General features: G+C 40.0%; 27 protein-coding genes. 25 read left to right on the plus strand and 2 right to left on the minus strand.

The window, feature by feature from the left end; genetic code table 11:
• Positions 1 to 12: 12 nt before the first annotated feature.
• From RMY16_RS01070 to RMY16_RS01190, 25 genes are all read left to right on the plus strand, one after another.
• Entirely contained in the window at positions 13 to 897 is an 885-nt protein-coding gene (locus RMY16_RS01070; RefSeq protein ID WP_322734797.1) for a LysR family transcriptional regulator, read from the plus strand.
• Between the two features lie 417 nt (positions 898 to 1314).
• A complete protein-coding gene (locus RMY16_RS01075; RefSeq protein WP_322734798.1) occupies positions 1315 to 2910 on the plus strand; it encodes a DEAD/DEAH box helicase in 1596 nt (531 codons plus the stop codon).
• A complete protein-coding gene (locus RMY16_RS01080; protein WP_322734799.1) occupies positions 2808 to 4031 on the plus strand; it encodes a Zn-binding domain-containing protein in 1224 nt (407 codons plus the stop codon). The genes RMY16_RS01075 and RMY16_RS01080 overlap by 103 nt, the downstream gene beginning before the upstream one ends.
• A 101-nt stretch (positions 4032 to 4132) precedes the next feature.
• Positions 4133 to 4879, plus strand: coding sequence for a hypothetical protein (locus tag RMY16_RS01085; protein ID WP_322734800.1), 747 nt, complete (start codon positions 4133 to 4135; stop codon positions 4877 to 4879).
• Between the two features lie 29 nt (positions 4880 to 4908).
• Entirely contained in the window at positions 4909 to 5127 is a 219-nt protein-coding gene (locus tag RMY16_RS01090; protein WP_322734801.1) for a hypothetical protein, read from the plus strand.
• A gap of 73 nt (positions 5128 to 5200) precedes the next feature.
• Positions 5201 to 6223, plus strand: a complete 1023-nt coding sequence (locus RMY16_RS01095) for a bifunctional DNA primase/polymerase (protein WP_322734802.1) — start codon at positions 5201 to 5203, stop codon at positions 6221 to 6223.
• 2 nt (positions 6224 to 6225) lie between these two features.
• Positions 6226 to 6720, plus strand: coding sequence for a hypothetical protein (locus RMY16_RS01100; RefSeq protein ID WP_322734803.1), 495 nt, complete (start codon positions 6226 to 6228; stop codon positions 6718 to 6720).
• A 5-nt stretch (positions 6721 to 6725) separates the two neighbouring features.
• On the plus strand, positions 6726 to 7148 hold the full coding sequence (locus RMY16_RS01105) for a hypothetical protein (RefSeq protein WP_322734804.1): 423 nt from the start codon (positions 6726 to 6728) through the stop codon (positions 7146 to 7148).
• A gap of 43 nt (positions 7149 to 7191) precedes the next feature.
• Entirely contained in the window at positions 7192 to 7920 is a 729-nt protein-coding gene (locus RMY16_RS01110; protein ID WP_322734805.1) for a hypothetical protein, read from the plus strand.
• Positions 7917 to 8639 carry a hypothetical protein gene (locus RMY16_RS01115; RefSeq protein WP_322734806.1) on the plus strand — a complete coding sequence of 241 codons (723 nt, stop codon included), beginning with the start codon at positions 7917 to 7919 and terminating at the stop codon, positions 8637 to 8639. The genes RMY16_RS01110 and RMY16_RS01115 overlap by 4 nt, the downstream gene beginning before the upstream one ends.
• Positions 8640 to 8641: 2 nt before the next feature.
• Positions 8642 to 9238: a Mov34/MPN/PAD-1 family protein gene (locus tag RMY16_RS01120; RefSeq protein ID WP_322734807.1), complete on the plus strand. Its 597-nt coding sequence runs from the start codon at positions 8642 to 8644 to the stop codon at positions 9236 to 9238.
• Positions 9226 to 10065, plus strand: a complete 840-nt coding sequence (locus RMY16_RS01125) for a ThiF family adenylyltransferase (RefSeq protein ID WP_322734808.1) — start codon at positions 9226 to 9228, stop codon at positions 10063 to 10065. The genes RMY16_RS01120 and RMY16_RS01125 overlap by 13 nt, the downstream gene beginning before the upstream one ends.
• A 62-nt stretch (positions 10066 to 10127) precedes the next feature.
• On the plus strand, positions 10128 to 10811 hold the full coding sequence (locus RMY16_RS01130) for a hypothetical protein (RefSeq protein ID WP_322734809.1): 684 nt from the start codon (positions 10128 to 10130) through the stop codon (positions 10809 to 10811).
• Positions 10808 to 11158: a hypothetical protein gene (locus tag RMY16_RS01135; RefSeq protein WP_322734810.1), complete on the plus strand. Its 351-nt coding sequence runs from the start codon at positions 10808 to 10810 to the stop codon at positions 11156 to 11158. The genes RMY16_RS01130 and RMY16_RS01135 overlap by 4 nt, the downstream gene beginning before the upstream one ends.
• The gene (locus tag RMY16_RS01140; protein ID WP_322734811.1) at positions 11118 to 12170 is read left to right on the plus strand and encodes an SAM-dependent DNA methyltransferase; all 1053 of its coding nucleotides are present in this window, start codon (positions 11118 to 11120) and stop codon (positions 12168 to 12170) included. The genes RMY16_RS01135 and RMY16_RS01140 overlap by 41 nt, the downstream gene beginning before the upstream one ends.
• A 220-nt stretch (positions 12171 to 12390) precedes the next feature.
• Positions 12391 to 12738, plus strand: coding sequence for a hypothetical protein (locus RMY16_RS01145; RefSeq protein ID WP_322734812.1), 348 nt, complete (start codon positions 12391 to 12393; stop codon positions 12736 to 12738).
• A gap of 130 nt (positions 12739 to 12868) precedes the next feature.
• Complete coding sequence (locus RMY16_RS01150) at positions 12869 to 13861, plus strand: DUF5895 domain-containing protein (RefSeq protein ID WP_322734813.1); 993 nt, start codon at positions 12869 to 12871, stop codon at positions 13859 to 13861.
• An 80-nt stretch (positions 13862 to 13941) separates the two neighbouring features.
• A complete protein-coding gene (gene dnaN / locus RMY16_RS01155; RefSeq protein WP_322734814.1) occupies positions 13942 to 15318 on the plus strand; it encodes a DNA polymerase III subunit beta in 1377 nt (458 codons plus the stop codon).
• Positions 15319 to 15384: 66 nt separating this feature from the next.
• Positions 15385 to 16698, plus strand: coding sequence for a DNA polymerase III subunit gamma/tau (gene dnaX, locus RMY16_RS01160; RefSeq protein ID WP_322734815.1), 1314 nt, complete (start codon positions 15385 to 15387; stop codon positions 16696 to 16698).
• A 246-nt stretch (positions 16699 to 16944) separates the two neighbouring features.
• The gene (locus RMY16_RS01165) at positions 16945 to 17865 is read left to right on the plus strand and encodes a hypothetical protein (RefSeq protein WP_322734816.1); all 921 of its coding nucleotides are present in this window, start codon (positions 16945 to 16947) and stop codon (positions 17863 to 17865) included.
• Positions 17866 to 17876: 11 nt separating this feature from the next.
• Positions 17877 to 19694 carry a 3'-5' exonuclease gene (locus RMY16_RS01170; RefSeq protein ID WP_322734817.1) on the plus strand — a complete coding sequence of 606 codons (1818 nt, stop codon included), beginning with the start codon at positions 17877 to 17879 and terminating at the stop codon, positions 19692 to 19694.
• Positions 19695 to 20021: 327 nt separating this feature from the next.
• Positions 20022 to 20747 (plus strand): hypothetical protein, encoded by a 726-nt coding sequence (locus RMY16_RS01175; RefSeq protein WP_322734818.1) that lies wholly within the window; start codon positions 20022 to 20024, stop codon positions 20745 to 20747.
• Between the two features lie 146 nt (positions 20748 to 20893).
• Positions 20894 to 21853, plus strand: coding sequence for a DNA polymerase III subunit delta (gene holA, locus RMY16_RS01180; RefSeq protein ID WP_322734819.1), 960 nt, complete (start codon positions 20894 to 20896; stop codon positions 21851 to 21853).
• On the plus strand, positions 21850 to 22725 hold the full coding sequence (locus tag RMY16_RS01185; RefSeq protein WP_322734820.1) for an AAA family ATPase: 876 nt from the start codon (positions 21850 to 21852) through the stop codon (positions 22723 to 22725). The genes holA and RMY16_RS01185 overlap by 4 nt, the downstream gene beginning before the upstream one ends.
• A gap of 78 nt (positions 22726 to 22803) precedes the next feature.
• Positions 22804 to 23478 carry a hypothetical protein gene (locus tag RMY16_RS01190; RefSeq protein ID WP_322734821.1) on the plus strand — a complete coding sequence of 225 codons (675 nt, stop codon included), beginning with the start codon at positions 22804 to 22806 and terminating at the stop codon, positions 23476 to 23478.
• Here RMY16_RS01190 and RMY16_RS01195 read toward each other — a convergent pair whose 3' ends face one another.
• Entirely contained in the window at positions 23479 to 24177 is a 699-nt protein-coding gene (locus RMY16_RS01195) for a hypothetical protein (protein ID WP_322734822.1), read from the minus strand. It abuts the gene before it with no gap.
• A 41-nt stretch (positions 24178 to 24218) separates the two neighbouring features.
• Entirely contained in the window at positions 24219 to 25397 is a 1179-nt protein-coding gene (locus RMY16_RS01200; protein WP_322734823.1) for a hypothetical protein, read from the minus strand.
• Between the last annotated feature and the right edge of the window lie 123 nt (positions 25398 to 25520).

Below are 25520 nucleotides of genomic sequence, written 5' to 3' on the forward strand. Positions count from 1 at the left end.
AATATCAAAACTATGGAACTGCGACACCTGCGCTACTTCATTGCTGTAGCTGAGGAACTACACTTTAGTAAAGCCGCAGAGCGACTTCACATCGCTCAACCTCCCTTAAGCCAGCAAATTCAGCAGCTAGAAGCAGAATTAGGGGTAGAACTTTTTCAACGCAAAACCAAACGACAGGTGCAGCTAACGGAAGCCGGACAAGTATTTTTGCAAGAAGCTTATCAATTGTTCGCTCAACTGTCCAAGGCAATTGATCTGACTCAACGGACAGGTAGGGGTGAGAAAGGACAACTACGAGTAGGTTTCACCAGCTTGGTAACTTACGATTTGCTGCCTGTGATTTTGCGGCGGTTTCGAGAACAGTTTCTAGAGGTAGAGTTAGTATTGCAGGAATTAACGACAACTGAGCAAGAACAAGCGCTATTCAATCACCGCATCCATGTAGGTTTTGCCCATCCACCTTTAGAAGACAACACTTTCAATCAAGAATGCATTCAGCAAGAAGGACTAATTGTAGCTATGTTGGAAACTCATTTCTTAGCTAGACAAGAAAATATTTCAGTGCGATCGCTCTTGAACGAAAATTTTATTATGTTCCCCCGCCATTTGGGTCCCGGACTTTACGATCAAATCCTGAGTCTTTGCCAGCAAGGAAATTTCAGCCCAAAAGTGACTCAGGAAGCAATTCAAATGCAGACAATTATCGGGCTAGTGTCAGCGGGAATGGGGATTGCGATCGTACCGTCTTCTTTGCAAAATCTTCAAAGGGGTGGTGTAGTTTATCGCACTTTAGAAGAAAAAACACCATTAGTCGAAACGGCTGTAGTGTGGCGACAAGAGGATATGACACCTGTTTTACGGGAGTTTCTACAAATTGTGAGAAGTGTCTGTGGTTAATTAATCAGTTAAAAAGGCGATCGCCTCCATTAGCTAAATATGCTAGGTTCTAATACGCTTGGGTTAAGCATTTCTTTCTTCTCTTTGTATCCTACCCTGCGGCTACTCCTGCGGAGAACTCGTAAGAGTAGCCACTCCGTGTCTATGCGTTCTTCTGGTGCGTCCGCTTTGCGAATGCGGTAGCCTGCGGTAAGCCGCTTCTATACGAGACCTGCGCGTAGCAAGATCCCCTCAAGGTACGCCAACGCGTCTACGTTCAGAAAATTGACCTTGACAAAGAGTTTTAGCCTTAACCCAAGCGTATTGCACCATAACTTAGCAATACTCAAGTCGGGTTCTATAGCTAATATGGCAATAACAAAAACCACTACTTTTGACTAACGCCTACTTGCTAAAACAGCAAGTAGGTAACTTTTTATGACCCAGCTTGAATGGTTACAAGCAAATAAACAGGTTTATTCTAAAGAACATGGTGTTATCCATATCGCTGCTATCATCGAGAGAAATCTTTACTTCAAAAAGGGAAGTGTAAATCAAATTATTTTTGACTGGGAGCAGGAGGTAAATAGCGGTAATTTATTACCTCTTAATCAAGCACCAACAGGTAAAAGTATTCTTTACCAAGAGATAGCAGCTATTCTTGATGGCTCAGGAAAACTACAGAGTTGTGATATAATTCCTGCTCAAGAAGCTAAACTTTGTCCCATACCAGATGATATTCACTCTCTAGTTAAATATGCCCTGAGTCAGTCAGGAATTACGCAACTATACTCTCATCAAGTCGAGGCATGGGAGGCTTACAAAAAAGGGGAAGATATCATTCTCCAAACTCCTACCAGTAGTGGTAAAAGTATCTCCTTTTTAATTCCAATCATTCACGAGTGCCTAAAAGGTAAATCAGCTTTAGTATTTTTTAACTTGAAAGCACTTGCATTTGATCAGGTAGAGAAAATTCGCTCGTTTGTTAGCCACCTAGATGAAGAAATTCGCCCCCAAGTTCTCAATATTAATGGTGATATTCCTCCCCAGGAGCGCAAACAACTTTACAGTCATCAACCCTCGATTTTATGCGTGACACCCGATGTATGGAACCATGAACTGAACAACTATCAGTTTGACTCAAACTGGGGATTTAGAGAAACAATCAGAAAAATTTCAATCCTCGTCTGTGATGAAGCGCATTTCTATCAAGGCATCTTTGGCTCTCACTTTGCCCTACTTAATCGGCGAACTCAATTAATGATAGAATCTGCTGGCAATAATATTTCTAAATTACAGTACATCTTTGCTTCTGCAACAATTAGTAACAGCAGCGAAATTGCCCAGAAGATATCCAATCGAATAGAACAAAGCAACCTTGCTATTATCGACCAAAGTGGAGCAAAACGCTCGGAGATTACTTTCCTTAGCCTCAAAGCACGAAACAATACTCTTTACCAAACTGCCCAAGTTGCAGCGATGCTCGTAAGTAAAGGAATAGTCGGGATTTGTTTCTGCGATAGTAGAGAACTGGTAAAGGTTTTAACTAATGCCATTCGTAAAGCTTTAGTGGAGATGCAACTGCCCCACATGGGAGAAACCATCTCAGCATTTTATGGCAGCATGAAGGCAAATCAGCGGAACAAAATTATTGCAGATATACAAAGCGGGAAGGTCAAGTTCATTATATCCACGAGTGCTTTAGAAGCGGGTCTGGATATAGGGTCTATCGATGCAACTATCGTACATAGTTACCCAGGCTCAATTCTTGCCTTTCGCCAAAGGGCGGGGCGTGCAGGCAAGAAGCAGGGCTATTGGTGTTTATCCCGTCGAAAAGGTCGATTATGGATTCTTACTACGCCAATCACCCGGAACGTCTCTTATCTGATCCTCCAGAAATTATCAACTTTAACCACAATTATGAAACAATCTTGGAGCAGCACATTCTCGCCTGTTGCAAAGAAAGTAAACCGACACAAGCTCAAATTGCTCGACATTTTAGTACTTCTGGCGATGCGATCGCCCGACAGCTAATCGGTAATAATCAACTGATTTTCAGTTATAACCAAAGACTGACAACTAATCGAAACCTCGGTTATGTCCACTCAAAAATTAAATTCAGAGGCAACACTGACCAAAATATTAGTTATATCAACCAAGATAGCGCGGAAGAGTTTGAGGAAAGTTCGGCATCATCTGCGCTACGAGAAGTTTACCCTGGTGCTATATATCTTGCTCAAGACTTTGATGGCAACCCCGTACAGTATAAATCACAAGAGCTAAATTTAACCGAAGGTAAAGCAATTCTCAAGCCAATTGAGGCAACCAATCTATTTAGTCGTCCCGAAGGAAGCCTAAATTTCGAGGAAATTAAAATTGCAGGGGAAGCCAAAATTATCAATCTTTCCCAAGGCGCAGCTAGATTTACACCTGTTTCAGCCAAAATCAAAGAAGAAATTTACGGGTACAACTTGTACAGGCTGGAACAAAAATGGACTTGCACTAATAACAGATGTCGCAACTTCAATTTAAATTTACCCGGACACATACAAACTTGTCCTGCTTGCAATACCCAACTTATTGAACGAGAATTTGTCGAACTCTTGGAAGAAAATAAATACAAGGAAGCATTTGCTCTTAACTACAATACATTCTGCGTTAGGGTTGAAATTAACGCTGATGCGAGAAAATATTTTTCAGCCGTCGTCAAAAATCTCCGAAAAGAGATACTCAACAAACAGAAATATATTTCCAATGAAGAGAAACAACTATTTGAAAGCAATGAAACTCAGATTTGCGTTCATACTCTCGCGCACCAACTCATGCTCAGTTTACCACTTGTCGAACATGGAGCAAACAGTCGAGATATCGATTTCATGTTAATCGAAGTACCATCAAATTATAAGATAGTAGGCTATTTCTTCGATACATGCGAACACGGTACAGGTATGTGCGATACTCTCATCAAGTATTTAGAAACTGCTTTTATGAAGGCAAAGTTTCTAGGAGATAATTGCCCTTGCAAATACGGTTGCTCATCTTGTACAACAATTCAACGCTGCCCTGATGATAACAAAGCACTGTTTAAATCAGTTGGGCTATCTCTACTGGAGGAAATAATCAATCTTACAAAAACAAGAACCATTAATCAATAATTAAGATAATCCTACCCAAGATGGGTAGGATTATTTTTTCAGTAATTAAACCACATACATCGCTTACGCACAAGATTTATGAAAATTTGTGAGAATAAGCAATGTATATCGAACTATTAGCCGATTCAAGTCAAAACCCCAAACGGTTTCAAATTCTCCATGCACCAACATATCTCCTCCTAGAAACAGATTTTAAGTTAGGAGATTTTGTTGAGTCTAATAGCATCAATTTTATTATCACTCATGCTGTCAATCTAGGATATGAAGTAAAAATATCCCATCCCAAAGGGCAAGACAATGAAAAATATACTCTCCCTCAAATCAGTGACGAGCTTACTGATTTGATGATTAATTATCCATCAGACTTAAAATTACGAACTAATGGGATGGTTTTTGAACAAAGGGCATATTTAATGTCTAAAGTTTACGATGAAGTGTGCCAAAATCTCGAATCAAAAGCTCTCTTAAAAGAAGCCGAGTATTGGCTAATAAATTACGCACGAGAGGTAATTGCCAAACAATGCCATTACTTACCAGATATCCTGATTAAAGTAGATAACCCGGTTATTAGAGCAATGGCAATAGATACATTCATGCTCTGGCAGCCAGACTGGAAAAAGGCTATCTCCCAACATGCAGGAAGCAGATTTGAAGCTGGTAATAATGAGTTTGAGGTTATCAGCTACTACCACAATCAAGAAAAAAAGGGTAGGGACGGGATAATGGTACTGTGCAAGGTAACAAAAACCATGAATAATTATCTTGAATTTCCTACGTTCCCCTTCAATACAAACTGTACTATTGGGACTTATCAAGTCGAAAATGCCCTGAACCAAAGGTTGGCTTAAAACATAAATCATCAGATCAAATATTATTCATGAGCAACCAAGAAATCAATTATTTAATAACAGGCATTTGTACGTTTCATTGGAATACTGACTTTCATAAATTCTGTGAAGTCTGCAACTTTGATCCCAATCATGCTTACTCAAAGGAGAAATGGCAGCAGTGGCAACAATTTGTATCCAGTATCAAAGCGTTTGACCAAAATACCCTTGCCAAGCTAGTTGAAGCAGGCCATCAGTTAGCACCGTAATCATAATATCAAACCACCACAGTCACTAACGCACCCGTGCATGAATTATCGAAATAATTAGCCACATGAATTCATGCACGCCCAAATCCGTCATTTGGTATCTTCGCTTGACAACTTACCCGAAGAATGGCGAATCGTCCCTACCTTTGGTAAACGTCCTCTAGGGAAAGAATGGGAAAAAAATACCTACTCTCCCAGAGAACTACAAGCCGAACTCGTCCGCCGCCGCCTAAAAGTTTGGACAAATAACAGATTGATCACCCCCACTGGTGTAGCCTTGGTATGCGGTTCCAATCATCCTCAAGGGTACTTAGTAGCTATTGACTGCGACGGGGAAACCTCTTGGCGACAAATTATCCAAATTAACGAACATACAGAACCAGAAGAACTCAACCAGATAATACCCGCCGAAGCAACCGATGTTCCTATGGAGTCGTTACACGATACTCCTACGGAGTCGTTACACGAACGCGCTCAAAAATACCTTCCTCCCACAATTGCATTTACCTCTGGAAGGAAATATCGGAGCCAGCGCTTATACCTCATCCCAAATTCAAAAGCTTGGGAAGTAAAATCTCGCAAAATCAAAACTGGGAAGGACGAACACCTGGAGTTTCGAGGCAAAAACCTAGCCTCGATCCTTCCCCCCTCCTTTCACCCAGAGGGCAGAAATTACAGATGGCTTCCTGGCTGTAGTCCATCTGAGCGCCAAATAGAAATAGCCCCCGACTGGGTAATTGCTCAGATGCTTGCCAAGCAGGAGAAAGCAAGAAAGTTTAACCTACCCCAAGAAAAATATAACCGCAGATATGGGGTAGACAGATACGCTCATTTAATTCCCTCAATCGAGACAAATATCCAGACTGCACTTGTACTACTTGAAGTCATACACCCTCGATTTGCAGATGATTACCACTCGTGGATTCAAGTCGGGATGGCACTTCATAGTGTTAGTCCCATTTTATTTAAAGCATGGGACACTTGGAGCCAACTTTCTCCTAAGTACAAATCAGGCGAATGCGCCTACAAATGGCAGTCTTTTAACAAGACAGGTATTACTATCCGCACCTTATTTAGATTAGCCAATCTCTCTTAATCATGAGCAGTCAAATATCACCTGACGAAAATGTAACTAACCTTGAAGACAGTTATAGCAGTAGAGATTTTAATCCTGATATTCAGGAGAATAGCGATTTAGAAGAAACATTAGATGAATTAGTAAACACTGAAGTTATAAACCAAGATTCATCTACCGAGATAGATTTAGGCAATTCTGACACAAAAACCACCTTAATAACCATTCAACTAATACCAAACTCTGAAACAGTAATTGTCTCAATTGGAATCAAAGGCGCACCTCCAATTATCAAGACGATGAACCTTGCTGAGATAACATCTCATCCTGTCATAAATAACTTGCTACAGGATTTAGAAAAATCTCTCCCAGAGATGTTAGATATCTGCAAGCAAAGGATGGAAAAGCAGACTATACATCAGAATCGACAGGAACAATCAAAACAAGTACAAAAGCGTAACCTGTCTGAAGATAAAGACAAAACACCCGCGCCTAACAACCAACTGTCACTATTTTAATTACCATGAAGTACATTGCGATTATCGAAGGACAAGAAATTCCTCTTGATGAGGCGATCGCCCAAGATGACAACACTCTCAAAACAGCCATTAGCGTCTACTTTCCAGAATATGCTAATGCCGAAATTGAACGACAAACAACTGATGATACAGTTTCAATTCGTTTGGTAAAAAAAGCAGGTACTAAGGGAAGTCAATTCAGAGAATTGAAAAATAGTTCTGAAGAAATAAATCCTGCACTAAAGTTAGGGTGGCAGATAAAGCTTCTGGAGATAAAAAATCAAATTAGTCTCGAAAATTTAATTACCCTACAACCTGAGATAGAAAAAGCTATCAAGCTCGGTCATAATTGGGAAACTTACATCGAAAAAGTAACTCGAAGCCTTAAGCATCAATCTGCTGCCACGAGTAAATATCCCGTACTGTAATAACAAATTTATAGCCGCTAAAAGTTATAGCGGCTGATTAATTATGCTTGCGAACATACAATCATTCAAAATACCCATTACTTGTTTAGCAGCAATTATCTACCTAGAAAATCTCTCCGAACGAGTAAATCTCTTAAGCCTGTATCAAAAAATATTCCCAGAACAATGGTTAGAATCAACCATTCATATTGATAAACAATCACATCCAACAAGTGCTTACATGGATAGAGAAATTGAATTTATTCAACTGGTGAATGATAATCTATTCCCGATAGAATATATCGATGAGATTGAGTTTAGTCCTGAACATAATAGTATTCCTGTATCACCACAAAAAGTTGAATGGTGGTATGAAGATTTCGAGGAACTAGAATACTCAGAAAAGTTCCTGCTGTCGTTGATGGGGCAAGGGTACAATATAAGCCAATGGGAAGTAAATTTTGGTTTTACTCCTGATTACATTGCTCTAGCAGAAGAAATTTACTTCGAGACACTTGTCAAGCTATGCCGTCGTTACAAAAGTCCTCTTCAATATTTAGATACAGGCATACGAATTATAGATTACTCGACTGAAAATATCTGGCTAGATGTTACGTGTGAAACAAGCGATTGGCTGGAATGGACTTATGAAAATATCATGTTTCTCAGTCAAAAGTGGAAAGAAGCCGTCTCGATGATGGAAAAATCAAATAAGCTTACGCACTTGCTAGAAACATCTCTTCCTGCTCGGAAAGCAGCAGTCAAAATTTGGAATAGAGCATCAAAATCATGAATGTAGATACAAACATATTACCAATAATTAACTTAGAACATATCTCTCAAATTCTGCTTGGGAATATTCCCCAAGATGATTTAATAGCACAGTTAATTATCCTCAAAGGACAATTTATTTTAGTCGAAAACGAAGGCAAAAAATCTAAGTACAAATTTCTTTCCCCTGAAGCAGTAGAGAAAGCCTTCACAAGTAAAACTGCCGCATCTGGATGGCTTTCTAGCAACACGATTTGGTGGGGTAAAAATCCAGAGGGAGAGGCAATTATTCAGTTTTACTCTCCCCAAAAATATCAAATTCAAATTATGGGACAGGAAACTAAAGTAATTACTGTCCCCATGCCTGCATTCCTCTTTGCTGGATGCGGTAGTAGATATTACCTCTGGGCAGTTAAAGGGAGGGTATTTAAACCAGACGCGCAACTGTACAAGCCACCTCTACCTAACGTCTGGGACGACTCTAGTATTTGCTTTGGGGGAAATTCTCCCGGTATGTGCAGTGCTGCAACTATAAACCAAACTTGGGAGTTGTTCTGGAAATCACCCTTTAATAAGGACTTGTCCCAAGGCAAATCAAAAACTCATCCCGACAATATCTGCAACCAGCTAATCAAATTGCACGAGTCTAAACCCAAATCCTACCCTTCAAGTGACCTTGTTTCCGTTCATAGCTGGAAAGTCACAACCCCAGAAGACATTATCAATCATTTGTTCAATTAGCCATGAATCCCTTTATCGGTTATCACTTCGCTACAAGTAATAATTTTCCTCCCTACAGCCAAAAACTTCAGGAATATTGGCTGGCAGCAAATGGGCTTTTCTTGCGATCGCACCGCCGCGAGTTAGAGGTTTGTTTGCAAGTGACTCAAACTCAAGTTGCTGGACTCCAACCCCTTGAACCCTACTTTCGCCTGAAAGTCCCAAAAGTCCCAAGCCTTGTAATTGCTGATATTATCAATGCTGCCAGCATCAACCCCCAACAGGAAATCCTATTCTACTTGGGAGTGACAAACAACCAATGGTGGTGTCACACGCCACTGCAAACTGCGTCTTCTACTCACGTCCTATCTTTAGAAAGCGCACTCGATAAAAGCTATACAGATGGGGTAGTGGAAATACACAGTCATGGAACTCTAGCTGCTTACCCTTCAAGTGCGGACAATCTAGAAGAAAAAGGCAAATTTCGAGTGTTCGCTATCATCGGCACACTGAATACAATTCCCACAATCTATACCCGCATCGGGATATACAATCACTTTTTCGACATCAACCCCAATCAAATATTTGAACTGCCGCCACAGGTAAAATGCTCGAATTAACTGCTTACCAACAAGCTTTACCCGTCTTACCTCGCAATCATACCCGTATCAACTTCGTCTTAGTGGGAGCAGGAGGAACAGGGGGGTTTCTTGCAGAAGACTTATGTCGAATTATCCTGCAACTCCAGCGCACGGGGAAAGAAATCAACTTTACGATCGTCGATGGCGATACTGTCGAGCTTAAGAATATCACCCGCCAAAATTATCAACAAGCTGAAATTGGGCTACCAAAGGTACAAACACTGGCTGCAAGATGCAGCGCCAAGTATGGAATTGAGATTACAGCCATTTGCGACTGGTTTGAAGAAGACATGATTCGCACCACCAATTCATGGAACACCCTAACAGTAATTATTGGTTGTGTGGATAACAGCGCCGCCAGGAGCAAAATTCACTCAGTTCTCAAACTGAACAGTGCAAATGAGCCAGCATCGCTATTTTGGCTGGATTGTGGAAACAGCAACCACTCCGGCCAAGTAGTAGTTGGAACGCACTCTAATTTTGATATAGTTCAAGCTGCCAATAACCCAGACAAACCTAAATTCTGGTTGCATCTTCCCTCTCCGGCGCTGGTTCACCCGGAATTGTTAGTTCCTCAACTGGAAGAACTCACTGACAACAACCTCTCATGTGCAGAAATTCAAGCACGAAATTATCAGTCGCTATTTGTCAATAAAATGACGAGTGCGATCGCAGCCCAGTACTTACTAGAATTAACCCTCACTGGGGGGTTGAAAAAGTTTGCCAGTTATTTTGACCTCAAAGCAATGTCAACTCGAAGTTTATACGCAAGTATCGACAATCTGAAAAAATACTATATGCCGTAGACAAATCACCACAACTAGCTCACGCATATTTATCCCAAAAATCAAATTTGGGATAGATTTTTATGAATCGATTCAATCACAAAACACTTGAGTTAGCCGAACATCATCCAGAGTGTTTATCGACGAAAAATTATTCTAATCTCACTGTAAAAAGTGAATCCGAAGTTGCTGGAGGTCAGTTTCACCTCGTCATGCAACAAATTGGGTTAGGGCTACCAGTCGAACCTTTCTTAAAGGAATATCCCCAAATTAATAACTGGGTTGATAAGGTAAAACCTTTTATAAACATCCTTGGAAACAAACAATGGAGCGCTCAAATTCAATATTTATATCACGATATCCTTCTCTATAGCGAGTGTGACCTTATTATCTATGGTGAAAATCAAGTAGTTGGGTTTGACTGGACAATTCAAAAACCTCTTAAATTTGAAATTCTTGAGAGCAAGTGGCAAACCCAATTGAGATTATTTCTCCTTCACGAACAAACTGGAATGCCATTAGAACAAATAAGCCTAGTTTACTTGTTCATAAATACTGATAGTATCTACCAGTTTAGTTACTCTGATAAAAAACATTTGGCTTTCAAAGAACGGTTAGAAGAAACACTGGCTCCTTTTATAGGAGACAACAATAAAAAGAAACATTTAGCCGATAAAATAACTCCTCAAGAAGCACATGATAAATGGCTGGCAAGAGAAATATCAACTACGGAATATTTAGCAGCAATTCCTGAAGTGGAATTATGAATCCAACAGAATTAAATATCACTAAAATCGAACTCACTTCTAACGGTGCTTGGACGCTCAATATTCTCTCACGTCGGGTAGCAACTATTACTGATCCCTTGGGAAACCGGAAAACCAGCTATTTCGGGTTCGATAACAAAGAACAAGCCGAAAAATTTAGAGATTGGCTTGTAAGAAAAAACAAATGTAGTAGTGCAGTGATCCGTCACTCCGAACGATTAGCTACTGAATGGGAGGTAAAAACTTGGAATGTACCAACCTCCCTAATTCTTAAATGCGCCGTTAAAGATTTAAAGGAATCTAGCAATGCAACTATCTCTACTAAATCTGTCCTACAACGAGGATAACTCATCACTAGATATTTTCAATATTCCTAACTTAGAAAAAGCAGAATCTCTCCGCAAACTAGCTGCCTCAATGCAGTCAAGAATTGACCAAAAGAAAAATCCTACTATTGGGAATCAAAGGGCAACCAAGCGCCGTAAAACTATAGCTCAAGGGATAATCCAAGAAGGAATTGAACTTGAGATTATCCAGTCTTGGTTATTTGCGATCGCACAAATGTGGGAAGTAGGAAATATCCCACCAATACTACGCGGTATATCTCGTAAATCACAGGTGGAAGTACTATTTAGGATTTCTCAAAGTGGAGAAACTAGCCAGAAAGTCCAAGAAATACTAGAAGGCGAATATTACCAAGACTGGGTAAAATCTCTCAGTCGCGCGGGGTTAAATACATTAGGCGAAATCATATCAGCAATAACAGAAATTCAACAGGTAGTAAAACCTGAAGCAATTGATACTACCAAGCAACAACTTAATAAGCTTGAGTTAGAAATCATTGGCATGAAATCTGGAGATTTCTTTCCTACTCCCAAACCAGTCTGTCAACGACTTGTTCAACTGGCAGATATTGAACCAAATTGGCGAATTTTAGAGCCTAGCGCTGGTAGCGGAAATATTGCTGAGTATATCACTCAAACTTACCCAAATGTTCAAGTAGAGGTAGTTGAGGTGAATTACAACCTACGACAAATTTTAGAACTCAAAGGATTTAATCTCGTAGGGAAAAACTTTCTGGAGTTTAACCCCAGTCATTTATACAATGCCTGTATCATGAATCCTCCATTTTGCGAACTTGTCGAGCATATCTATCAAGCTTGGAAGTTAATTAGATCAGGTGGTGTATTAGTTTCAGTCGTACCTGAGTCGGTTTTCTTCAACCGGAAGTATCAAAGCTTCAAAGAGTGGCTACAGAGCAATAAAAGCTATGTCGAGTTGGTAGATAAAGATGCCTTTTTGAGTTCAAATAACCCTACAAATGTAGCCACTAGAATCGTCAAAATAATTAAACCATAGTGTACTACAAACGTATGGCGTACTGCCAAATTGATGAAACTAGGTATGTCACGTACATCTTCCCTAAATGGGGAAAGTATACGAGATACAAAACCCTTACACAGCAGGAATTAGAACTAGCAGTTACTAAGTGCAAGCTTGCTGGGTGGAAAGTCAGTAATGTCACCAAACTTACTAATAAAATGCTTGAAATTAAACCCCAACGAACAAGGAGATAAATATGGCAATTGAAACTATTGCTTCCTACAGATTTATTCCTGGTAAAGATAGTCATATAACAACTTATGGCGCTCCTGAAGAACAAACAGTTGCAATTCACAATTCAAGCACAACATCTGTGTCACTAACTTTCACAACTGAAAATACATCTGTTCTTAGACAAATCATCATCAATCTTCAGCAAATATACCAGACACTTTTAAACACAAAAACTGAAATTCTTCAGGAAGACACTTACATGAAGAACTTTACCGAATTAAAGAGAGAGTGCATTGCAAACAGCACTGTGAGAGGGTTTAGCTCCACAAGTGATTGCGAGGTTTCCTCCATTGGAGATTCCCAATTTTAAATGATGAAAAGTTAACCGAAATAAAGAAAAATTAATAAATCTTTCAAGTCGTCTTTATAACAGACGATTTTTATTTTTTACAACTGCTTTTGCTTGACGCATTAAAGATTGATTTGAATTAATTAAAATTATGCCAAGAAATCAAACAAAGCCTACTAATTCTGCTAATGAAGAAAGCACAGTCTCAGAGTCTGAAACCCCTCAACAAGATGTTCAGAATGGGGCAAATATACAAAAGCGTAAATCAGCTATTTCTAAATTTGCTAATCCTGAGTACAATGCGCCGATAAGCAACATCTGCATCTGCCAAGTCATCAACCACATGGAAGCAGAAAAAGTTGGGTTGTTTATAAAAGATAAGTATTTAGCAGCAATTAACTGGCAAGGACAAGAACCTACACACAAGCACACCTTCTCCAGTGGTACGCCAGAAATGGGAGTGTTGTTGCAATCGCCTAGAATGCACATTCTTGATGTTTCTCCCAGATATATTGAACAGCGCGATGATGGCAAAATTGTGGGGGTGTACGAATCACCTGATGGGTACGAAATGTACCAAGCACTCGGCAAAGATGCCGCAGTATTGAGACGATTCTACTTGTTGCAACTTGTCGATGAAAATAATAACAACCTACACTCAGTACCAATTGTTTTATCAATCAAAGGCGTTGCATCATCAAAATTTGGCGAGGCTTACAAGCAATTTCAACGCGAACTAGAGGTTGCATTCGCCCGATTTACTGATACAACTGTCGCTGAAAAACGTGCAGAGTTTCATCGCCTTGCTGCATTTCAACCCACCTTCACACCATCCCTTGAACCGAAAGAAGCAGTTAACCAAAGAGATAAATCCTGGGTAGCAGTTGTCACTTCCTACAAATCACCAAACCCCGATGGCAGCGATTTTCTCGAATTCTTCTCAGAAGGCAAAGAAATCGATATTCAAACAACAATGCAGGCAAATCCCGAATTCTCTCACCGCATCGGTAAAACATCAACCGTTGTAGCAGAACATAACCGCTTGATAGGTGCAGCCGATATGCCAATAGCAGCACTTCCTCCTAGTACAGCAGGTCATGACTATACAGCATACAGTACTGAGATGGAACAACTGCCTTACTAAAACAAACTACCTCATTTAACTAAAGAGGGTGCTAGAAATAGCGCCCGTCAAGGAATCATCCACTAAAAACCAAGTAACAAATGAAACTAACAATTGAACAATCTAAACTCGCAGAAATTCTAGAAACCGCTTATCTTGCAATCAGTTCTAAACCCACTGACCCAATTTTAGGAAATATCTTACTGATTGCAGATGAAGACGGGATAGTATCAGCAACAGGCACAAACCTTAACCTCACAATTCATACTACAACCACCGCTAATGTCGAAATTTCAGGTCAGGTAGCACTTCCTGCCAAACTACTAACTGATACTGTTAGTAATGTCAGAGGCGAAATTACCCTAGAAGTAGAAAATCAAGCCTGCATAATTACTCACAATAGCGGTAAGTGCCGACTAATTGGCGGAAAATCTGAGGAGTTCCCAACACTTCCAAAGGCAGAAAATCCAACAGAGATAAACTTAAGTGCCAAGAAGCTCCAAGCTGCACTTGAAGGGACACTCTATTGCGCTAGCAGCGACGAAACAAAGTTGGTTTTAACTGGTGTCAACTTCAAAATTGATACCAACAAGTGGCAAGCTGCTAGTACAAATAGTCACAAATTAGCACTAGTAACAGGAACACTCGATAATGAATATTCTGACCCAATCAACTTCACTGTTCCAGGTAAGTCACTTGGCGAGTTAAACAAAATTCTCTCTCAAAGCGCCGATACGAGCGTGTGCAATATTCTTTTATCAGATAGAACTATCGAGTTTAGCCTTCCTAATACAAAGCTCATTTCCCGGCTTCTGGAGGGAGAATATCCCAAAATCAATAGCTTGATTCCCCGGTCGTTTGAGTATGAATTTACATTAGAGCGCAAGGGATTTGAGAGCGCACTCAAGCGGGTAAGTTATCTAGCCGAACGCAAGCAAAAGGTTGTCAAAATCCTCTGGGAATTGGAAGCTACACAGGCAACACTATACACTGAAGCTACTGATATTGGCGATGCAGTTGACTCGGTACTGATGAAATCAGTAACTAGCAATTTAGAAAACATCAGTATTGGATTAAACATCGACTACCTTATCGAAGGATTAAAGCATATCAGTACCGATGAAATCGTGGTGCGGTGCAACAAACCCACGCAACCAGTCATTGTCTGCCCAATGGGAGGACTGCTCAATCAGTTGTATCTGGTAATGCCTGTAGAAATCAAGCAGGGGTTTGGAAAGGTAAATAGCCAAAGTACAAAGGCAAAAGTCAGTACTCAAAGTGAGTCTGGCACTGAAGAAGTAACAGAGGTTAGCACTCAAACTGAGTCTGGCACTGAAGAAGTAACAAATGTGCCACAGGCAACAGACGATAGTGAAACTTCTCAAATAGAAACGCCATCTGTGGTAGCTAAAAATACTACCAAGAGTAAGTCAACCTTACGATCGCCACGAACGAAAAAAGAAGCGGCGACTGCCTAAAAAATCAAACTTCCTACCAACCACACTGGTAGGGAGTAAATAAAACACTCGTTTATCATCAAAATTATGTACCAACCACTACATCTCAAGTACCGTCCCCAGACCCTTAATGAAGTTATCGGGCAGGAACATATCGTCCGCACTCTCATAAATGCGATACTCCCAGGAGGAAGTCACTCCGCGATCGCACTCCAGAAGATTGCACCCGCCTACCTATTTAATGGCCCCAAAGGCACAGGCAAGACTAGCACCGCCCGCATCATGGCTAAATCCCTCAACTGCCAGTCAACCGATGAGCCGACAACCAAGCCCTGCGGAGAATGCAATTCATGTAAGGGAATTACAGCCTCTTCTTCCCTGGATGTAACTGAGTTAGATGCTGCCAGCAATAGTGGGGTAGAAACAATCCGCGAGTTAATTTCCACTACCCAGTTTGCACCAGTTGAGGGAAGGTACAAAATTTTCATTATTGATGAATGCCATGCCCTAAGCAGTCAATCGTGGCAAGCACTCCTCAAGACTATTGAAAATCCACCCCGTCATGTAGTTTTCATCTTCTGCACAACTGAAATACACAAGGTTCCTGAAACTATCATCTCGCGCTGTCAAAAGTTTGATTTTAGGAGAGTAGGACTAGAAACACTTGTTCAGTATTTATCAAAAGTTGCCCAGAATGAAAACATCAACATTAACGCACCTGGTATTTGGGCGATCGTCAAGTCTTGTGGAGGCTTTATTCGCAATTGTCTTGTATTGCTCGATCAATTGAGCAACCTGGGAGTAGATGAAATCACACAAAACTGGGTTTGGGAATTATCAGGTGTCGTTCCCGAATACGACCTACTTACTCTAACCGAAAACCTTGCGAAAGGGGAGGTAACAGCTAACTTACAAATCCTCCAAGACTTAATCGAGTATGGCAAAAACCCATTCGTCATATACTCAAGTTTAACTGGGTTTCTCAAAGACCTGCTAGTGGCTAAAACTGCTCCTGATAATAGACAAATTACTCAACTGGAGGAAGACACTTGGCAGGAACTCGTTACTATTTCTCAGATGTGGGAACTAACCCAGATTCAGGCAAGTATTGCCCTATTAATGTCAAGACAACAGTTAATGCGTGACTCGGAAGCAGCTAAACTTTGGTTGGAAGCGACACTCATTGAGTTAAGCAATATCAAAGAAGAAAAACAACCTTGGACTAATTGGAAAACAATCCAAGATGCTATCAATTGGGGTAAGGAACAACTCCCACATTTATCCCAATCTGAACTCGAAAGGCATTGGAACAATCTTACTCCCATTAAAGGTAAAAAAGCACCCGCATGGGTACAACTGGTACAAGAGCTTCAGATGAAGTCTCAATTACAAACTGCCTAATTCAAATGTTCGTCACTTTGTAAAAACACTTACTTTCCCCAATAAAAACTTTGGGGAAAGATTTTTCAGGCTTATTCAAAAATTACATTAAATATAATACACTTGCATCGGCAGCAATATCTACCTTGTGCAGTAAGCCTCAATATTAATAAAGACTGCCCTGACTGGGAAGCAAAAAATTAAGATATCAAGTAATACCACAACAAAATTTAACAACTGGCATTCTGGAAGTATCTGATTAAAATTATGCCAGTTGCAGCAATTAGCCTTCGTACAGGACTTGAATTACCAGCAGCGATCGCAGATTTCGATACGTATATTGACGAATTACCGCGATGCTCCAAATGTTTTGGCGAATTATGCCTTGCCAAAGGTGAAAAAATGCCACCTTACTGGAGGCATTTTCCAGGCGTAGGAAATGAATGTCCCGATAAATCAGAAATTAGCGGAGTTATCTATTCCCATCCTAAAACCTTAGATCGTAAACAAACCCTTGCACTATTTAAAAAACGTTTTCTCGAAATTTTAGATATAGCCATTAATGGCACACTTACTATCGATGGACTATTCGCCACCAGACAGCTATCAGAACAGATCAAGGGAAGTTCAGTTCAATGCAGTAATGGAATAGCGCATTTTAACGACTGCCTACTAGAGATTGACAGACTTAGAAAAAACCTTGACTGTATTTTAGCGGTTGCCTCTAGCTGTGCCAAAAATTTATACAGTAATGACTCAATTAATGAATGGAAAGTACCAGAAGCAGAAAAAATCCAAATGCTAGAAATAACAATTGCTTACAAACAAACTCATGAGCGGTGTGTAGATGAAGCGTGCAAATATATATACAGCAATGGTAGGCAAGACCTTCTCAAAGAATTAGTAGCATTTGCATGGCTGGAATACAATTCAAAGCTTAAAAACACTTACAACAAATTAAAAGTACGCGAATTTCCAGTATGGCTGCTTACAGCAACAACATCAATATTAGCAGCAGTACCCTGGTACAGGATTATGACCGCACTATTAGAAGAAAAAGAACCACATACGCAGCCGCTTTCAATATTCGCATTTCCTAATAATCTAGACATCATTTTTGAAGCGTTTTTATCGTCAAATAAACGACCAAATAAACCACAAGGATTCATAGCAAAAAAGAGTAATTAATTTTGGATATTATGAATTATAACCACCGAGATTTTATTACCAAATCTGGTAATAAAATCATCGTTGATGAGGAAAGACTCGACATATTCTGGTCAGATACTACCCCAATACCTGAGTGGCATCCCACAGTAAATATTCCGACCTACGGAACGCTCAAAACTCTGGTAGTCGATATTGAGACGGCAGGGATAAACCCAAGAGAAAATCGTATCTACGCAATTGGCTGTATGAGGGAGATAGGGGAGATTGCCATCTTTATGGATCAAGCCGAAAGCAAAATCCTCCTGGAGTTTTTCAAACACCTAGAAGCAAGCAAAGCAGAAGTAATTTACACCTACAATGGAACAGAATTTGACCTACCGTTTCTCATCACCCGGTGCGAGTTACATGGCATTTCTCATCCATTTAGAATTGCATCTAAGAAGCGCACTATCCGAACTGCCCAAGTACGCGGCGAGCCACTGGAAATTCGAGAGGTATTCATCCGCAACTGCCTGCATGTAGATATCTTTATCTGCGTTCTCAGGTGGGATTTTGTCGCCAAGGAACTTACTAACGGGCGATCGCTTAAACAGGTGGTACTGGAAATGGGATTGCGTAAGCAAGCGCGACTGGTTCTCCCCTATGAAGAAATTCTCACCTGCTGGAAAGCCGGTTCTGGTAGTAGGGGATGGCAGAAAATCAAGGATTACCTTATTTACGACTTGGAAGATACGCAACTCATAGCTAACAGACTTGTACCCTCATACCACTATGAAGCACTGGTTGTACCGGGGATGAACCTCCAGCAATTGGCCCTCGCTGGTAACGGCACCAAGTGGAAGCAAATATTCTTGCATCACTACCCAGGATACAAACCCAAACCCGACCGTAAGTATAAATTTCAAGGGGGGATAGCCTACTCTATTCCAGGACTGTATAAAAAGGTTGGATACATCGATATCAGTTCTATGTACCCCAAAACCATATTGTCGAAAGGGATTGTCTCTCGTAAGGATACAAAGCGAATCGGCTTGAGCATCTTGCAATATTTGGTAAATGAGAAATCAAGGTTGGAACAAGTTGCCAGCACCGGAGACATTGTTGCCAAGGAAAAAAGAGAATCCACCAAAGTTTTAGCTAATTCTCAGTTTGGGTTCTTCGGAACATCGGAACTCGCCTTCAACGATATGGAAGCAGCCGCTTTAGTAACAGCTTACGGTCGGCGCATCCTACAATTCATGATTGAGGTAATCAATCAAGCTGGTGCAACCCCTGTAGAAGTTGATACTGATGGGGTGTTCTTTACTCACCCCAATCCAGAAAAAGTGTATGCCACACTTCAGTCTCAATTACCCAAAGGGATAACCGTCAAATTAGAGTTTATTGCCAATGCGATGTTTATTCCGCAAAGGGGAACTAAGAACTATCTGTTATGGCTGAAAGATAACTGGATTATCCGCAAAGGTAGTTGGAGAAGCCGTTCTCGCTCAAAACTAGAGAAAGAGTTCCCTGTTGAATATCTAACCTACTTAATCCAAAACCAATCCACGGCAGAGGAATATTTCAGAGAAGTAAAATCACAGATTTTATCAGGAAAATACCCGATAGAAAAACTCTGCATTATTCGCAAAATTCGTGTTGGGGAAAAAGAACTTCTTAAATTAGGAAAGCCTGGTGATGTAGTAATTTACTATTACGGAATCAGAGGTATTACTAATACCAGCACAAATGAGAGCTATTCACGTCAATACTATCTTGACCTAATTGAAAAAAGACGAGAAGAAATCCTCAAAATAGCCGCTCCTGAAATACTAGAAGGTGATAAACGTCAGTTATCCCTTTTCTAGATGAACAAACTTGATATTTAACGTAACCAATGAAAATAATAAATATCAAGTCTTTTTTCAACTCATGAATTATCAATAATTTGTAAATAATGACAAATGCTTACAATGAAATCGGTTTTCATAAAGTATTTTCAATCCTTCATACAAACAAAAAGTTATCGCTAAAAGTCAGATTAGTAAAAACAGTATCAGTCATTAACTAACTGATTAAATTCCTTAATTTATTGATGTCTTAATGGAGATATAATTCTTAAATTGGAAAAGTAACTAATGAAAAATAAATCCTCATATCGAAAGCCCAGGCTTAATAAAAAACAAAGGGCTTGGGTGAACTCATTCCTTGCATCTCATCCTAATGCCAAAGTTAGAAATATCTATGAATTAGATGGCGATCGCGTAGTTGAAATTGAGTGGTGGGAAAATACAAACCGAATAATATTAGACCCAAAAACCTACATTCAAGGAATTATCAGCTACAAGATACGGGTCAAACTAAGGAAATTTGGCGATGCGAGAAAAACAGCAGAGTTCTTTTACCGCATCACCCCACCAGAAAAACGAAGTGCTTTATGGCACTTAACAGGTCAACTCTCTCTAGAACTTCCCCAGTGCTACGAAGTTGCAGAACCAAACAACCCAGTTATCGTTAAACCAAAAAGGAGGAATACTAAAACCAAGAAAGTTAAAAAATTAATTCAGCATACTCTTCCTCTATCAGGAATTAGTGCCCAACTTCATACTATGAATATCGAAGATGGTGGTGTTCCTTTATCGGAACAAGAACTATTACTAGAAAGCGTATCGCACCTAAATCTAGATACTGGTAAAGAGAATAAACTTCCAGGAGCTATAGTCAAAATTCTTTCCAAGAAAAAAGCTAGCTTAAAAGAGTGGGAAACAGCTATTGCGCTATATGAGGTAACTGGTTCTAGTGGAGTAATAGAGTATCTCCAACAATTGGATTCTTGGCGTAAATATTTGGGTACTCAATCAGTAGAAAACACTGTTGAGAAAGTCTCAAATCAGAAGTCAGTACAGTCAGTACAAAATTAAGTGCAAGTATTTGCTGATCGCTATATTTTGCTAGCGGCTATATAACAAATACTAAGGATATGGAAAGAGTTACTACTAACTCTTATTTTTTATTAAACCACCGCTTACGACTAACGCCTGATCAATAAATGTTTATCTAATCTATCATGACTGTATATCTGTACTACGGCGAAGATAGCTACTCACTCAATCAAAAAATTGATTATTTAGTGAATCAAAATGTTCATGCGGAATGGAAAGCTTTCAATTACGTCAAGCTATCTGTAAATGAAAAAAATATTGCTGCCAAAGTCTTTACCGAGGTTATGACTTTGCCCTTTGGAGAGGGTAATAAAATTATTCATACAGACAGCGACTCTCTAATTGGAAGTTTATCAAATGAAGATAATAACCAAGAACTTGAAAATCACCTTTCCCGAATACCTTCAAGCAACATTCTACTAATTACTGGTAATAAAAAGCCAGATTCGCGCAGGACAGTAGTAAAAACTATCCTAAAATATGCCCAGCAAGAAGAGTTTCCTCTCGTCCCTAGTTGGGATAAAAAGGGGATAGTTAACTTGATAGGAAATTATGCAGCCATCCATGAAGTTAAACTCACTCCAGATGTCACTGATTACCTAGCTGAAGCAATTGGCAATAACGCTGCACGAGCCAATAGCGAATTCGCTAAACTTGCTGTTTATGCAAGTGGAAAAATAATCTCTGTTGAGGAAGTAAAACAGCTCGTTGGTAATCATAAGACTGACTACCTAAAGCTTACTATTGCTATGTTAAGAAACCATCCAAGTTTAGCAATAGTGCAGGTATCTAAACTACTAGATAATAATGAACACCCGCTCAAAATAGTAGCAACACTTACCTCTATTTTCCGCACTTGGCTAATAACTAAAGCTGGGGTAGAAGCTAAACTATCTGATACTAAGATTGCAGAAATAGCCGAACTGAAAAACCCCAAAAGATTGTATTACCTCAAAGAGGAAGTCAAGTTTGTAGGCGTTCAAAAGCTTAAAAACAGCCTTACTTTACTTGTACAACTCGAAACCGAACTCAAAAGCGGAGTTGACAACCTAACCAGTCGAATTGCTGAAATTTCTACGATATGAAAAACAACCCATTTACAGAAATCACCGGACAGCATACCGCCAAACTTCTCCTGACTGAAGCAATCGAACAGAATAAAATTGCTCCTGCATACCTATTTAGCAGTCAAGTTGAGGGAGTAGGGAAAGGAAAAACTGCTCTGGCGATCGCAAATGCCATACTCCCAAGAGAGAGTCGCTCTGCGATCGCAGGAGAAAATAACCATCTAGACATCTTACAAATCAAACCAACCCATCTCGAAAACGCCTCCCAGCAGAAAGGTATACCTGCTATTCGAGTAGAACAGGTGCGCGAGGTAATCGAATTTCTTTCAACTAGTGCAGTCAAGGCCAAGCAAAAGGTGGTGATTATCCACGAAGCAGATATGCTCAACCCTACCGCCGCCAACAAACTTCTCAAGACGCTGGAAGAACCGAAAACTGGAACATTTATCCTGATATCGTCCTATCCTCAAAAGCTATTACCCACTATCAAGAGTAGGTGTCAAATCATACCTTTCCAAAGGTTAACTGATGAGGAGGTTATTTCTGTCCTCAAAGACCAACAAATCGAGGTAACAGAAAAAATACTAGCTATAAGTTCAGGTAGTCCTGGTCAAGCGATCGCCAACATCACAATGTTAGCTTCCATCTCAAAAGAAATCACAAGTCAACTGGAAGTGCCTCCCGACGATATTCTCAACGCACTCAGTTTAAGTAACTCCATCTCAAGCTGGAATCACGAGACACAATTATGGCTGCTTACCTACCTGCAACACAACTGGTGGCAGAAATTAAAAAACACTCAATTGCTAGCTAAATTTACTCAAGCAAGGAAGCAATTGCTGCATCACGTTACTCCTAAAAGCGTTTGGGATAACCTACTTCTGCCATAGCAAAACACACCCATTGTCAAAAAGCACTGCCAGTTAGAAGTACTTCTAGCTGGCAGTATTTATTTACACATAAAGAATATGAACCAGCAGCAAAGCTTATTCGATGTCGAAGAAACCATCCGTAACAGCAAAAGCCAAAAAGCTAGCGAAATTCTTACTCCTAGCACTAGAAAGATACTTCAGCTACTAACCAGCCAACGGATTAACAAAGTTGTAACAGCCAGTCTACTTGATCTAGCAGGAGCAAGTCATGAAATTGTTCAATACATAGTCGGGCCAATTGTGACTCAGCAGAACGGCTGGCAACAGTCAATTCCGTCTTGGGTAGGAAAAGCGATCACAGTCGATAGATTAGATGCAGCGTTAGAAGAGATAGACAAGGGAGAAGTAGGTAAACTCGCCTCTAGCAGCGAAGTTGTTGCACTTATGATGCCAATTGCTTTTGAAGTGCCGCTTTCATCTGAATGGACGGATGTTTACCTTTGGGCAAGTTATGATGCCCTCGTAAGGCACAGACCTTTTGAGAATTTTAACTACGAAAACCTCTGGGAGACGATTGGTACAACTCCGGTTTCGTATGACAAAATCCGCTCTGATTATGAAACCCTGGCTACTGATATCCGCTCCCGTGTAGTCAAACACGCGGCGAAAGAAGGATGGGGTAAAAAGTCGTCAAATAAGAACAAACACCCTGTTACAGCAACTTCAACTGAAAGTAATACTAAGATGGAGCAATTGTCACTGTTCTCGTAACTAATTGTTAGTACTTTTTTCAACACTCTTTTCAAAGTCCTTCCTCTCCTTCTCTGTGAGAGGAGGTAGTTCTTCTTTATAATAAAAGTTACCTAATTTCTGACACTGATTGACATAAATTCGTCTTGCTGAATCACTCGCCCTCAAGTCCTGACGTAAAAGTAATTTAAACGATTTTTCACGTTCTTTCAATTCCTTCACTGCCACAAGGATTTCTTGTGATACAGCAGGATTTTCATAAGTAGAAGAAAGTTCCTCACTTGATGAATAAACCTTTAGTTTATTGCCAGCAGGTTGAGTTAGAAGTCGCTGAGTATTATACGAACGCCACAGACCCAACTTTTCGCGTCGTAGTGACTCAATTTCAACCTCACCAACTCGGTCTGGAGTACTGCGCCGCACGTAGACAAAACAAGCTTTATCAGCCGCTACAGTCAAACTCACTTTCACACCATTACCATCAAAATAGAACGAGTCAATTAAATCGTTTTCTGCACTAACTTCTCCAAGCTTCTCTTTATTTGATAAATCAGGCAACGTTTCTGGATTTAGTGACGGCGTAGCATTATTAACAGTAGCTGAGGATAATGATGGCGTAGCTGAAGAATTCGATTCTATAGCCGAGATTTTATCTTCTTTTTCTGGAGATGAACATCCAATTAGTAAGAGTAACAATCCTATAAATAAGTATTTTTTCATAAGTAAAAATTTATATTTATAAACTAACAATAAAATATTAATTATTGCTTCCCACTCAACCGACCTGTTTGATAAAACTCACGCAGGCTAGGGAAAGCTTTTTCTAAAAGCCAGTTGCACCCAACTTCTGATTCAGGAATATTTGAAGCAGCCATGTAATAACCACTTCTGTAAGCAGCTACACCCAAACAAGCTTGTAAGCTGGATATGGCCCGCGAAGAAGCTGGAATAGCCATCAAATCTTGCAGATGACTGGGATGATAATTTTTTCCTACCAGCATGAAATAAACCAAAGTATGAACCAACCGTGATAAAACAACTGTTCGGTCTTGCCAACGTTCTAAATGAGACTCGATACAGAAGTAATCAGGTAAATCAGCCGTCTGAGATTCATTATCAAGGAATAAATCGCTCTGGCTTTCGATAAAACTGGAATCCAGACCTATAAACTGTTTCAGAAAAACAAGCGTTTTCCCCCAACGTTCCTGTCCCTCAGTTTTAACAGAAAACGCACCTTCTGAATACTGTGAACCGTACTTCTCTTGCAGTTCGGCAACAGCCTCTTGATTGATATCACCCTGCCAATCAGATTCAGTAAAAAACTCTTTTAAAATCTCTTGTATATATATGGGTGAAAACTCATTAATATCTGGAGATTCATCATCAAAGTCGTCTTCATAAGTGTCAATAATAAATTTATCTAACTCTATTTCTAGCTCTTGCTTTCTATTAGCTGGCAGTAATGATTTAGCATCTTCTAACGATAGAGGAAAATCTAAATAAGGATGACCTTTGGCTAAGTAAGAATCACCTAAATCCGCTAAACTTTCAAGCGCGATAGTCCGGGCAAAATACTCATCTTGTGGATGCACGCATACTCGGTCTAGTTCCTTATCCACTAGCATCATTGTAATTGCCAGTAGGGCAAACCATGACGCATCATGCAAACAAGTCGGTAAATCAGCAATTAAATCTACTAATTTCAGTTCTAGAATTTCTCCCCAAACACCTATCCTACTTGTATTGGAAACATCACAAAAATGCTCTACATCTTCTCCAACAGATGTTTCTCCTAACCAGGTAAGATTTTCTACCTGCAAAAAAGATGAGTAGTCAGAAGTCAGCTGGTTTTGGCTATCCTCATCCGACTGTATCCACATCAAAGCCAAAAGCATCAGCTTACAAATACTTTCTCGCTTCAGGAGAAGATATTCAAGCATAAGTCATTACTTATAATTTTTAGATACAGACCACGCTAATTGCGATACCACCATAGCACAGGGTAACTTGTCGTTCCCTAGTAAAAACCACAATTTTACGAGAAACAAGGACAAAAAATAACT

This window comes from Nostoc sp. DedQUE12b (assembly GCF_034530835.1).
Taxonomy (GTDB): domain Bacteria; phylum Cyanobacteriota; class Cyanobacteriia; order Cyanobacteriales; family Nostocaceae; genus Nostoc.

Coding starts and splice junctions, on each gene's coding strand:
- RMY16_RS01070 (WP_322734797.1), top strand. CDS start 13: ATGGAACTGCGACACCTGCGCTACTTCATTGCTGTAGCTGAGGAACTA.
- RMY16_RS01075 (WP_322734798.1), top strand. CDS start 1,315: ATGACCCAGCTTGAATGGTTACAAGCAAATAAACAGGTTTATTCTAAA.
- RMY16_RS01085 (WP_322734800.1), top strand. CDS start 4,133: ATGTATATCGAACTATTAGCCGATTCAAGTCAAAACCCCAAACGGTTT.
- RMY16_RS01090 (WP_322734801.1), top strand. CDS start 4,909: ATGAGCAACCAAGAAATCAATTATTTAATAACAGGCATTTGTACGTTT.
- RMY16_RS01095 (WP_322734802.1), top strand. CDS start 5,201: ATGCACGCCCAAATCCGTCATTTGGTATCTTCGCTTGACAACTTACCC.
- RMY16_RS01100 (WP_322734803.1), top strand. CDS start 6,226: ATGAGCAGTCAAATATCACCTGACGAAAATGTAACTAACCTTGAAGAC.
- RMY16_RS01105 (WP_322734804.1), top strand. CDS start 6,726: ATGAAGTACATTGCGATTATCGAAGGACAAGAAATTCCTCTTGATGAG.
- RMY16_RS01110 (WP_322734805.1), top strand. CDS start 7,192: ATGCTTGCGAACATACAATCATTCAAAATACCCATTACTTGTTTAGCA.
- RMY16_RS01115 (WP_322734806.1), top strand. CDS start 7,917: ATGAATGTAGATACAAACATATTACCAATAATTAACTTAGAACATATC.
- RMY16_RS01120 (WP_322734807.1), top strand. CDS start 8,642: ATGAATCCCTTTATCGGTTATCACTTCGCTACAAGTAATAATTTTCCT.
- RMY16_RS01125 (WP_322734808.1), top strand. CDS start 9,226: ATGCTCGAATTAACTGCTTACCAACAAGCTTTACCCGTCTTACCTCGC.
- RMY16_RS01130 (WP_322734809.1), top strand. CDS start 10,128: ATGAATCGATTCAATCACAAAACACTTGAGTTAGCCGAACATCATCCA.
- RMY16_RS01135 (WP_322734810.1), top strand. CDS start 10,808: ATGAATCCAACAGAATTAAATATCACTAAAATCGAACTCACTTCTAAC.
- RMY16_RS01140 (WP_322734811.1), top strand. CDS start 11,118: ATGCAACTATCTCTACTAAATCTGTCCTACAACGAGGATAACTCATCA.
- RMY16_RS01145 (WP_322734812.1), top strand. CDS start 12,391: ATGGCAATTGAAACTATTGCTTCCTACAGATTTATTCCTGGTAAAGAT.
- RMY16_RS01150 (WP_322734813.1), top strand. CDS start 12,869: ATGCCAAGAAATCAAACAAAGCCTACTAATTCTGCTAATGAAGAAAGC.
- dnaN (WP_322734814.1), top strand. CDS start 13,942: ATGAAACTAACAATTGAACAATCTAAACTCGCAGAAATTCTAGAAACC.
- dnaX (WP_322734815.1), top strand. CDS start 15,385: ATGTACCAACCACTACATCTCAAGTACCGTCCCCAGACCCTTAATGAA.
- RMY16_RS01165 (WP_322734816.1), top strand. CDS start 16,945: ATGCCAGTTGCAGCAATTAGCCTTCGTACAGGACTTGAATTACCAGCA.
- RMY16_RS01170 (WP_322734817.1), top strand. CDS start 17,877: ATGAATTATAACCACCGAGATTTTATTACCAAATCTGGTAATAAAATC.
- holA (WP_322734819.1), top strand. CDS start 20,894: ATGACTGTATATCTGTACTACGGCGAAGATAGCTACTCACTCAATCAA.
- RMY16_RS01185 (WP_322734820.1), top strand. CDS start 21,850: ATGAAAAACAACCCATTTACAGAAATCACCGGACAGCATACCGCCAAA.
- RMY16_RS01190 (WP_322734821.1), top strand. CDS start 22,804: ATGAACCAGCAGCAAAGCTTATTCGATGTCGAAGAAACCATCCGTAAC.
- RMY16_RS01195 (WP_322734822.1), bottom strand. CDS start 24,177: ATGAAAAAATACTTATTTATAGGATTGTTACTCTTACTAATTGGATGT.
- RMY16_RS01200 (WP_322734823.1), bottom strand. CDS start 25,397: ATGCTTGAATATCTTCTCCTGAAGCGAGAAAGTATTTGTAAGCTGATG.